This window comes from Bacillus kexueae, from assembly GCF_022809095.1.
GTDB lineage: Bacteria > Bacillota > Bacilli > Bacillales > Aeribacillaceae > Bacillus_BZ > Bacillus_BZ kexueae.
In genome coordinates this window covers 49,544-59,055 of the sequence record NZ_JALAZE010000014.1, presented here as the reverse complement: position 1 = coordinate 59,055, position 9,512 = coordinate 49,544, and the positions used below count along the sequence as shown (strand labels likewise).

The window sequence follows — 9,512 nt, the reverse complement described above, 5'->3', positions numbered from 1 at the left end:
TGAGTAAGATCCCTGAAAGATGATCAGGTTGATAGGTCCGAGGTGGAAGTGTGGTGACACATGGAGCTGACGGATACTAATCGATCGAGGACTTAACCTATTCAATCAGTTGATTGATTTCAGTGAACACGTTATCTAGTTTTGAAAGAATAATCTTCTTTCAAACCATATGAAAAAGAAAAGGGTTTTGAGAAGCAAAGCGTATTGAAAAATACGTAGCTTGTCGAAAGCCGAAAACATAGTGTCTGGTGGCGATAGCGAAGAGGTCACACCCGTTCCCATACCGAACACGGAAGTTAAGCTCTTCAGCGCCGATGGTAGTTGGGTTTTCCCTGTGAGAGTAGGACGCTGCCAGGCAAGTGAAACGAAAGAGTAGCGAATGAGCTACTCTTTTTTTGTATAGAAAAAATACTTGCGTGATATGAATAAATGTAGCCTTCATTTGAAGTATTGAAAATTCTTCGTTCGAAAAAGACACATGTGAATGACATGTATCTAATCCACAAACTGAAAAAAGTTGAAGGGTGAATTTCAAAGTTTTCGGTAGACAGACACGAATGAAGGTTATGGACCATACAATTGAAATGAAAAGTTTTATTCAGAATATTGTATACAATTATAGATTGTGGCAAAACTGGTTGATGGAGGTGGAGAAACATTGAGAATTGAGCGCAATTCAGTTTATTCAGAGGAAGCATGTATTGTTTGTCAACAACATAAAAAAATTGGAATCCATCTTTACACCAGTTTTATTTGCCATGATTGTGAACGTGAGATGATACAGACAGATACGAATGAAGAGAAATATCGGTATTTTGTTCACCAATTAAAGCAAGTTAAAACTTCTCAAATCTATTCATAACTTGGTCGTGTAAAGACCAAGTTTTTTTATTGTTACAGAAAGTTTAAGTTCAATAAAGTGTTAAAGTATTCTCTTTACCGTTTTTTTGGTGTCTAGCTCCAAGCGAAATCAGCTCGGGTCGCTTCGGCCCTGCTGTGGCGACCGAAGCCTCCTCAGCGCCCTTCGCCTAAGGACTTGCGCTTTGCGCTTTTTCTGTGAAAATAAAAATTACCTATGAGCTGAATGAGCGATCATGATAGGTATACGGTAGAAAGGAAACCCCGGGGAGAATAAATTTTCATGTACGGGGTGTGAGTGTAAAATCATGTATGTTTCTTATTATTTGCTTTTTACATCTTCAGGATATCTATCCTTAGTTTATATTCTTTCTCAAGTAACCATATGTTAATAATCTTGAATTGAAGTAGTGATGGAGAAAAGCTGGTTTGAGTTACAAATTCCTCTACTTAGTTTGATATAATAACAGGAGAATAAGTTGCAAGAGGACGAATGCTATGAATTATCAACGGACACCCTTATTTGATGTACTTAAAAAGCACCAAACTAGTAGTCCTATCTCTTTTCATGTACCTGGTCATAAAAACGGTACTTTTTTTCATGAGAAGGGAGAAAGATTCTTTTCTGAAATTTTAAAGATAGATTTAACTGAAATTACGAATCTTGATGATTTACATGCGCCAGAGGGAGCAATTAAAGAAGCTCAAAGCTTAGCTGCACATTCCTACGGGGTACAGTCAACCTATTTTTTGGTGAATGGATCGACGGTTGGAAATTTAGCCATGATTATGTCATGTTGTCAGGATGGGGATATTGTTCTCGTACAGAGGAACTGTCATAAGTCCATCATTCATGGAATTTTGCTTTCTGGTGCCATACCCGTTTACCTAAGCCCTAATGTGGATGAAGAACTACTTGTACCGTCTTATGTATCCACTGAGACGGTGCGTAAAGCTATCGATTTATATCCAGATGCAAAGGCAATAATATTAACTAATCCGAACTATTATGGATTGTCATACACGGAACTAAACAAGATTGTTGAAGTCGCACATAGACGTAATATACCTGTTCTAGTCGACGAAGCGCACGGGGCACACTTTCCTTTTAGTAATCTGTTTCCGAATTCGTCAATTTCAGCTGGAGCTGATATTGTGGTTCAGTCTGCCCATAAAACTCTCCCTGCACTAACAATGGGAGCGTATTTACACTTCAATAGTGAACGTGTGGATGAAAGTGAGCTAAAGAAGTATTTAACAATACTACAATCAAGTAGTCCGTCCTATTTAATTATGGCCTCCCTTGATCTGGCGAGAGCGTATATGGACAATTTAGATGATACAGTGGTAGCAGAAGGGTTAGAGCGATTAACAGACGCCATTGACAAAATTGAAGGAATTGAAATTGTACGTTCAAAAGATCTACATATTGATCAAGACCCACTTAAGGTCACCGTGCGTTCAACAAATGGTCTATCAGGTTTTGATTTACAACATCTATTAGAAAGGCAAGGGATCTTCACGGAGTTAGCAGATCCGAACAATGTATTATTTGTTTTACCTTTAATCGTTAATCAGGCGTATATGAGTCGCTTAAATAATTTGAAAATGGATCAACTATCTTTTGAGAAGAAAAAAGAAGTTAACTTTTTCTCCGCTGAACCTTCCATTAGTATGGGAGTTTCATCAAAGCAACTGAGAAATAAAAAGAAGTGTCTTATTTCTCTTGAACAAGCCATTGGAAAAACAAGTGCAGAGATGATTGTTCCGTATCCTCCTGGCATTCCATTATTAATGGAGGGAGAACAGATTACAAAGGATCATATTCATCAAATTCGACATCTTTTATCCTTAAACGGAAAAATACAAGGTGGAGATCAGTTGAAAAATAATGCTATTTACATATATGAGTAAAAAAGGAGTACAGAAATGAAAGGAATTTTTATTACGTTTGAAGGTCCAGAAGGCGCTGGAAAAACGACCATTTTATCAATGCTACAAAATGAGTTAGAGAGCATTAACCAAAGTGTACTAACGACCCGTGAACCAGGAGGCATTTTAATTTCTGAAAAGGTGCGAGAAATTATTCTACATAAAGAACATACGATGATGGATAGTAGGACGGAGGCTTTATTATATGCTGCTGCAAGGAGGCAGCACTTAGTAGAGAAAGTAGCTCCTGCTTTAGAAGCAGGGAAAATTGTATTATGTGACCGTTTTATTGATAGCTCGTTAGCTTATCAAGGGCATGGACGAGGGATTGGAATTGAAGAAGTGCTTCAAATAAATAGTTTTGCAATCAACGGAATCATGCCGACACTGACTTTATTTTTTGATATTTCACCAGAGCGAGGGCTTGAACGAATAGCGAAGAATGGTGAACGTGAAGTCAATCGATTAGACTTAGAGAAGCTTGAATTCCATCAAAAAGTTTACGAAGGGTATAAGCGTGTTATTGAAATGTTCCCAAATCGAATTAAAGTTATCGATGCTGATCAACCGATACAGGGAGTTTATGCTGATGTGAAGAAAATATTAGCCCCATACTTCCCAACGGTGTTATAGACTACTATTTCTTGTTATAATGATAGATAATATTTGGAATTAATTAATCCAACATGCTAGTTAGTGTCGACCGTGTTAAAATATAAGGAGGAGACTTTTTATGAAGCTCATTATGGCGGTTGTACAGGATCAAGATAGTAATCGTCTTTTAAAGGCGTTAACGGAACATCATTTCCGAGTCACGAAACTGGCAAGTACCGGGGGCTTTTTAAAGTCTGGAAACACCACTTTCATGATTGGAACAGAAGATATACGTGTAGATAAAGCACTTCAGATTATAAAGGACAATTGTCAATCAAGAGATCAATTGGTAGCTCCAGTATCTCCAATGGGCGGAAACGCTGATTCCTATGTCCCTTATCCTGTCGAAGTAGAAGTGGGAGGAGCTACTGTATTTGTATTACCAGTTGAATCTTTTCATCAATTTTAAGGTGGACGATTATGAAAATAAGTGAGATGCTACAACCTCATTCCACGAAGCGTGAAATTCAACAAGTAGTACACGCTTCCAATTCAAAATCATTCCAAGAGCTCGTTCAAAAGCAGGAAGGCAAATTATATTCAGAGCAACTTAACGTGATCATGAAGGAGCTCGAACAAGCTGGAGACCGATTAGCGAAGTCGTTAAACTTCCACGATTTATCGAAATTCAAAAGCATTGTTAAACGGTTTGTGCGTGAGGCTGTTGAATATGGAATTGCATTGAAGGAATCCAACAGCTGGGACTTCAATGGAAATAAACGAACCTTACAGCTTGTTCAACAAATTGACGAAAAGCTTGTAGAGTTAACAGACGACTTATTAGCTAAAGAAAAAGAAGGCGTTTATATATTGGGGAAAATCGGAGAAATAAAAGGGCTTTTAATTAACCTGTACACATAAGAGAGTGATGATAAATGAAAACGTGGCAGCAATTAAGTCAATATCAGCCGAGAGCATTAAAAGTTTTTCAAAATACTATTCAAAAAGACAGGTTAGCCCATGCTTATTTATTTGAAGGAAAACGAGGAACCGGAAAAAAAGAAGCCGCTTTACTTTTAGCGAGAAGTTATTTCTGTGAACAGTTAGTCGATGGATTTCAGCCTTGTGAACAGTGCAAAAATTGCAAAAGAATTCAGAGTGGAAACCACCCGGATTTACATGTCATTGAACCGGATGGTCTTTCAATTAAAAAATGGCAAATTCAATCTTTACAAGAGGAGTTCTCTAAAACAGGTGTGGAATCAAATCGTAAGCTATATATTATATCGGATTGCGATAAGATGACGACAAATGCGGCCAATAGTTTGTTAAAGTTTTTAGAAGAGCCGACGAAGGGAACTATGGCCATTTTAATTACGGAACAAATCCAACTCATTTTGTCGACCATTCTCTCTAGGTGTCAAATTATATCGTTCCAACCTCTCGCACCTGCTATCATAAAAGAAGCTCTGATGGAAAATGGAGTGCCTATTCATCTTGCATCGCTCGTTAGCCACTTGACTAATAATATCGAAGAAGCTCATCAATTAAGTGAGGACGAGTGGTTTGCAGAAGCAAGATTGATAGTGATAAAATTATATGAACTATTAATTCATCAACCACAAAAAGGGCTGTTATTTATCCATAGCCAATGGATGCCGTTTTTTGATGATAAAGAAAAACTTGAAAGCGGATTAGATTTATTGCTTTATTTATATAAAGATTTAATTTCTATTCAAGCTAGTCTTGATGATGACGTCGTTTACCACGATTTGATGACAATGTTAAAGCAACAAGCGTTGCAACTCAGTCAACGTGCTGCATTAAACCATGTTGTCTCTATTATGGAAGCGAAGAAACGACTACATGCTAATGTTCATCCGCAACTATTAATGGAGCAGCTGGTGTTAACATTGCAGGAGGGATAAGTTTGTACGATGTTGTAGGGGTACGCTTTAAAAAAGCGGGAAAAATATATTACTTCGATCCGAATGGATTTGATATACAGAAAGACGACTTTGTCATTGTCGAGACGATTCGTGGAGTCGAATATGGTAAAGTCGTAGTAGGGAAAAAACAAGTGGGAGAACACGATATTGTTCTTCCGTTAAAAAAGGTCATTCGTGTTGCCGACGAAAAAGACCGAATAATTGTAAAAGAAAACAATGAAGCAGCTCAAGAAGCGTTCGATATTTGTTTAAAAAAGGTAGAAGAGCATGGGCTAGATATGAAGTTAGTGGATGTAGAGTATACGTTTGATCGCAATAAAGTCATCTTTTACTTTACAGCAGATGGTCGTGTAGACTTTCGTGAACTAGTAAAAGATTTAGCGGCAATCTTTAAAACAAGAATTGAGTTAAGACAAATTGGTGTACGCGATGAAGCGAAAATGCTCGGGGGCGTTGGTCCTTGTGGGAGAATGCTTTGTTGTTCCACATTTTTAGGTGATTTTGAACCTGTTTCAATTAAGATGGCTAAAGATCAAAATCTATCATTAAATCCGACAAAAATTTCCGGTTTATGTGGGAGATTAATGTGCTGTTTGAAATATGAAAACGATGAATATGAAACGGCAAAAGAACAATTACCTGACATCGGTGAGATGATTGAAACGCCAAATGGAAAAGGAAAAGTAGTTGGATTAAATATTTTGGAACGTATATTACAAGTCGAGTTGGTTGATCGAGATCGCGTCGTTGAGTATACGTGGGACGAGCTCGTTAGCGAAGGTGCAGTATAGATGAAATCCACAGATTAGAGGTGGAATCACGGTGGATAAGAAGGAAATATTTGAATCAGTAACAAGTCTAGAAGAACAAATCGGATCATTATATCGACAGCTTGGAGAACTGAAGCAACATATTGGTGAATTAATTGAAGAGAATCACCATCTACAGATGGAAAATGAAAATTTGAGAAAAAGACTCTATCCAGAGGAGTCAAAGCCATCTGCTCAACAGCTACAAGCTGATTCGAAGAAGAAGAGGAGACAAAAAGAAAAGCAATCTGTTGTAGATATTGGCGAAGGTTACGACAATTTAGCAAGGTTGTACCAAGAGGGCTTTCATATTTGTAATTTGCACTATGGAAGTGTAAGAAAAGATGGAGATTGCCTCTTCTGTTTATCCTTTTTAAATAAGAAGTAAGGAAAAGCCGTTCCGTCTCGGAAGGCTTTTCTTTTTGTTCTTGTTACAGAAAGTTTAAGTTTAATACAGTGTTAAAGTGTTCTCTTTACAGTTTTTTGGTGTCTAGCTCCAAGCGTCATCAGCTTGGGTCGCTTCGGCCCTGCTGTGACGACGGAAGCCTCCTCGCAGGTTCTCCAGCGCCCTTCGCCTAAGGACTTGCGCTTTGCGCTTTTCTTACGTCTCGGAGACCATGGCAATAAATGAACGATATTGGATAAGATAATTGAACAATAATAGAAAGGAAACTGGAAGTATGTTGGAGTTAAAAGGTGATGAAAGACTTGATTATTTGTTAGCAGAGGATTTACGCATCATCCAAAGTCCATCCGTCTTTTCGTTTTCATTAGATGCGGTACTACTTTCTAAATTTGCTTACTTACCTATTCAAAAAGGAAATATTCTTGATTTATGTACTGGAAATGGAGTAATTCCTCTTTTGCTTAGTACACGTACGAAGGGTCATATTACAGGGGTGGAGATACAAGACCGTCTTTATGATATGGCGGAAAGAAGCATTGCTTACAACGGCTTAAGTGAGCGAATTAAAATGATCCACGGTGATATTAAAGACATGCCAAAACAGTTGGGATATGGGAAATACGATGTTGTGACGTGTAACCCTCCATACTTTAAAACACCTGGACAAGAGGAAATCAATAAAAATGAGCATTATGCTATTGCACGACATGAGATATACTGTACGTTAGAAGATGTAATTCGAGTTAGCGGACGACTTGTTCGACCAGGCGGAAAGGTAGCACTTGTTCATCGACCAGGACGATTTTTAGAAATCGTAGAATTAATGCGGAAATACAAGATTGAACCGAAGCGAATTCGATTCGTCTACCCGAAGCTAGGCAAAGAGGCTAATACGTTATTAATAGAAGGAACAAAGGATGGAAAACCTGATTTGAAAATTCTCCCTCCATTAATTGTCTATCGAGATAATAATGAATACACGGAAGAAGTGCATGAAATTTTATATGGAAAAGAATAAACATATTTTTTATGTGTTGGAGTGTAGTGATGGCTCATTTTATGCAGGTTATACGAACGATCTCCCACGGAGAGTCTCAATGCATAACGATGGGAAGGGAGCAAAATATACACGAGGAAGAAGACCGGTAAAGGTAATTTATTATGAGGAGTATCAATCAAAAACCGAAGCGATGAGGGCTGAATATTATTTCAAAAAATTATCCAGAAAAAACAAGGAAGCATATATGAAGGAGGCTGAGCAATCAACATGCAACAACAAAGAAGTTACCAGTCGAATGAAAAGGGATCCCTCTATCTAGTTCCGACTCCAATTGGAAACCTAGAGGACATGACATTTAGAGCGATTCGGATCTTAAAGGAGTCCGATATGATTGCAGCAGAGGATACTCGTCAAACGAAAAAGCTGCTGAATCACTTTGAAATCTCTACTCCTATAATGAGCCATCACGAACACAACAAAGAATCGAGCGGTGCGAAGATCCTTTCGCTACTTCAAGAAGGGAAGCAAGTTGCGGTTGTCAGTGATGCTGGAATGCCTACGATTTCTGATCCTGGAATGGAACTCGTTCGACAAGTGATTGAACATGGCTATCCGGTTATTCCTTTACCAGGACCTAATGCTGCTTTAACAGCTCTTATTGCCTCTGGACTATCAACACATCCATTCTATTTTTATGGATTTCTCGATCGTCAAAAAAAAGAAAAGAAGAAGCAATTGGAAGAAATTAAGAAGCGGACTGAAACGATCATTTTGTATGAATCTCCTCATCGTCTTAAGGAAACATTACAGCTTATTCTCGAAATAATGGGCAATCGGTCAATTGTTGTTTCTCGGGAACTGACAAAGAAGTTTGAAGAGTTTCTACGCGGGTCAGTAGAAGAAGTCTTAAAATGGATCGAAGAGAATGAAGTTAAAGGAGAGTTTTGCCTAATCATTGAAGGATGTAGTCAAGAGGAAGCAGAATTGTTTCAAGAAGAAGGTTCTTGGTGGACGAACCTGACAGTAGTAGAGCATGTTAAAGCTTATGAAAATAAAGGATTATCTTCAAAAGAGGCAATTAAACAAGTAGCGAAAGATCGTAACCTTCCGAAAAGAATCGTGTATCAGGAATACCATCAATAAATGTAAGCTAGAAAAGCACGCCTATTTTTAAAAATAAGCGTGCTTTTAAAATACGTAAAAATCTTCCGTTCATAAGTAGAAAAAAAGTCCCATTATTTGGGACAGAAATAAGTGATGATATTCGAACTATTATTTAGAAGACTCTAATTGATTTTGGATTTCTTGTAATACTTGCTCAGCACCTTCACGGCTAAGAATGATTTTACCGTTAGCTAAAGTAAAGTTGTCATCAGAAACTTCTCCAGTTACTTGGCAAGTCATATTTGGCTTATACTTCTTTAAAATGATGCGCTCGTCGTCAACATAAATTTCAAGAGCGTCTTTTTCTGCAATACCTAACGTACGACGTAATTCAATTGGAATAACTACGCGACCTAATTCATCTACTTTACGAACAATACCAGTTGATTTCATTTGATCTTTCTCCTCTCAATTTGTTATTTTATTTATCTTTATCTATCTCTTGTAAGTTTCGTCATAATTCGACAAAAATCGCCTTCCTCTATAGAATATCAATGTTTCCAATAATCGTCAATCATTTTATGCATAAAAGTATGTTAAAAATATGGAAATCACTAAAAAACCTTTAAAATAAAGGGTTTCGACGATGGTTAATTTTAAATTAATGTAAATTTTTATAGAAAAAGGGTGCTAATTATTATTAAGTAAATAATATTATGGTGGTAAAATGTTGACAAGAACACAAAGATTTTTCGACAAAATTTTCGACATTCGTGAACAAGTAAAAAGAAAGATGTATAATTTCTTGATTAAACAGGCTATGATGGTATCATAGAAGATGTAGAAATACTGTACGAAGT

Annotated in this window: 12 protein-coding genes and 2 rRNA genes; 13 read left to right on the top strand and 1 reads right to left on the bottom strand. The window is 37.3% G+C overall.

Annotated elements, in window-relative coordinates; all coding sequences use genetic code 11:
* The 13 genes from ML543_RS16385 to rsmI form a co-directional block, all read left to right on the top strand.
* Positions 1-100, top strand: a 23S ribosomal RNA gene (locus tag ML543_RS16385); the annotation flags it as partial.
* Positions 101-244: 144 nt separating this feature from the next.
* Positions 245-357: ribosomal RNA gene (rrf, locus tag ML543_RS16380) — 5S ribosomal RNA — on the top strand.
* Positions 358-658: 301 nt separating this feature from the next.
* On the top strand, positions 659-862 hold the full coding sequence (locus ML543_RS16375; protein ID WP_243388481.1) for a sigma factor G inhibitor Gin: 204 nt from the start codon (positions 659-661) through the stop codon (positions 860-862).
* 494 nt (positions 863-1,356) lie between these two features.
* Positions 1,357-2,772, top strand: a complete 1,416-nt coding sequence (locus ML543_RS16370; RefSeq protein ID WP_243388480.1) for an aminotransferase class I/II-fold pyridoxal phosphate-dependent enzyme — start codon at positions 1,357-1,359, stop codon at positions 2,770-2,772.
* 15 nt (positions 2,773-2,787) lie between these two features.
* Entirely contained in the window at positions 2,788-3,423 is a 636-nt protein-coding gene (tmk, locus tag ML543_RS16365) for a dTMP kinase (RefSeq protein ID WP_243388479.1), read from the top strand.
* Positions 3,424-3,523: 100 nt separating this feature from the next.
* Positions 3,524-3,853 carry a cyclic-di-AMP receptor gene (locus tag ML543_RS16360; protein ID WP_243388478.1) on the top strand — a complete coding sequence of 110 codons (330 nt, stop codon included), beginning with the start codon at positions 3,524-3,526 and terminating at the stop codon, positions 3,851-3,853.
* An 11-nt stretch (positions 3,854-3,864) separates the two neighbouring features.
* On the top strand, positions 3,865-4,305 hold the full coding sequence (locus ML543_RS16355; protein ID WP_243388477.1) for a YaaR family protein: 441 nt from the start codon (positions 3,865-3,867) through the stop codon (positions 4,303-4,305).
* A gap of 14 nt (positions 4,306-4,319) precedes the next feature.
* Complete coding sequence (gene holB, locus ML543_RS16350) at positions 4,320-5,312, top strand: DNA polymerase III subunit delta' (RefSeq protein ID WP_243388476.1); 993 nt, start codon at positions 4,320-4,322, stop codon at positions 5,310-5,312.
* 2 nt (positions 5,313-5,314) lie between these two features.
* Positions 5,315-6,124, top strand: coding sequence for a competence/sporulation regulator complex protein RicT (gene ricT / locus ML543_RS16345; protein WP_243388475.1), 810 nt, complete (start codon positions 5,315-5,317; stop codon positions 6,122-6,124).
* 31 nt (positions 6,125-6,155) lie between these two features.
* Positions 6,156-6,530, top strand: coding sequence for a DNA replication initiation control protein YabA (gene yabA, locus ML543_RS16340; RefSeq protein ID WP_243388474.1), 375 nt, complete (start codon positions 6,156-6,158; stop codon positions 6,528-6,530).
* Between the two features lie 292 nt (positions 6,531-6,822).
* Positions 6,823-7,566, top strand: coding sequence for a tRNA1(Val) (adenine(37)-N6)-methyltransferase (locus ML543_RS16335; RefSeq protein WP_243388473.1), 744 nt, complete (start codon positions 6,823-6,825; stop codon positions 7,564-7,566).
* Complete coding sequence (locus ML543_RS16330; protein WP_243388472.1) at positions 7,553-7,867, top strand: GIY-YIG nuclease family protein; 315 nt, start codon at positions 7,553-7,555, stop codon at positions 7,865-7,867. Before ML543_RS16335 ends, ML543_RS16330 begins: the two co-directional genes overlap by 14 nt.
* Entirely contained in the window at positions 7,816-8,691 is an 876-nt protein-coding gene (gene rsmI, locus ML543_RS16325; RefSeq protein ID WP_243388471.1) for a 16S rRNA (cytidine(1402)-2'-O)-methyltransferase, read from the top strand. The genes ML543_RS16330 and rsmI overlap by 52 nt, the downstream gene beginning before the upstream one ends.
* Positions 8,692-8,820: 129 nt before the next feature.
* On the opposite strand, the gene ML543_RS16320 is transcribed toward rsmI, so the two are convergent.
* A complete protein-coding gene (locus ML543_RS16320) occupies positions 8,821-9,105 on the bottom strand; it encodes an AbrB/MazE/SpoVT family DNA-binding domain-containing protein (RefSeq protein WP_243388470.1) in 285 nt (94 codons plus the stop codon).
* Between the last annotated feature and the right edge of the window lie 407 nt (positions 9,106-9,512).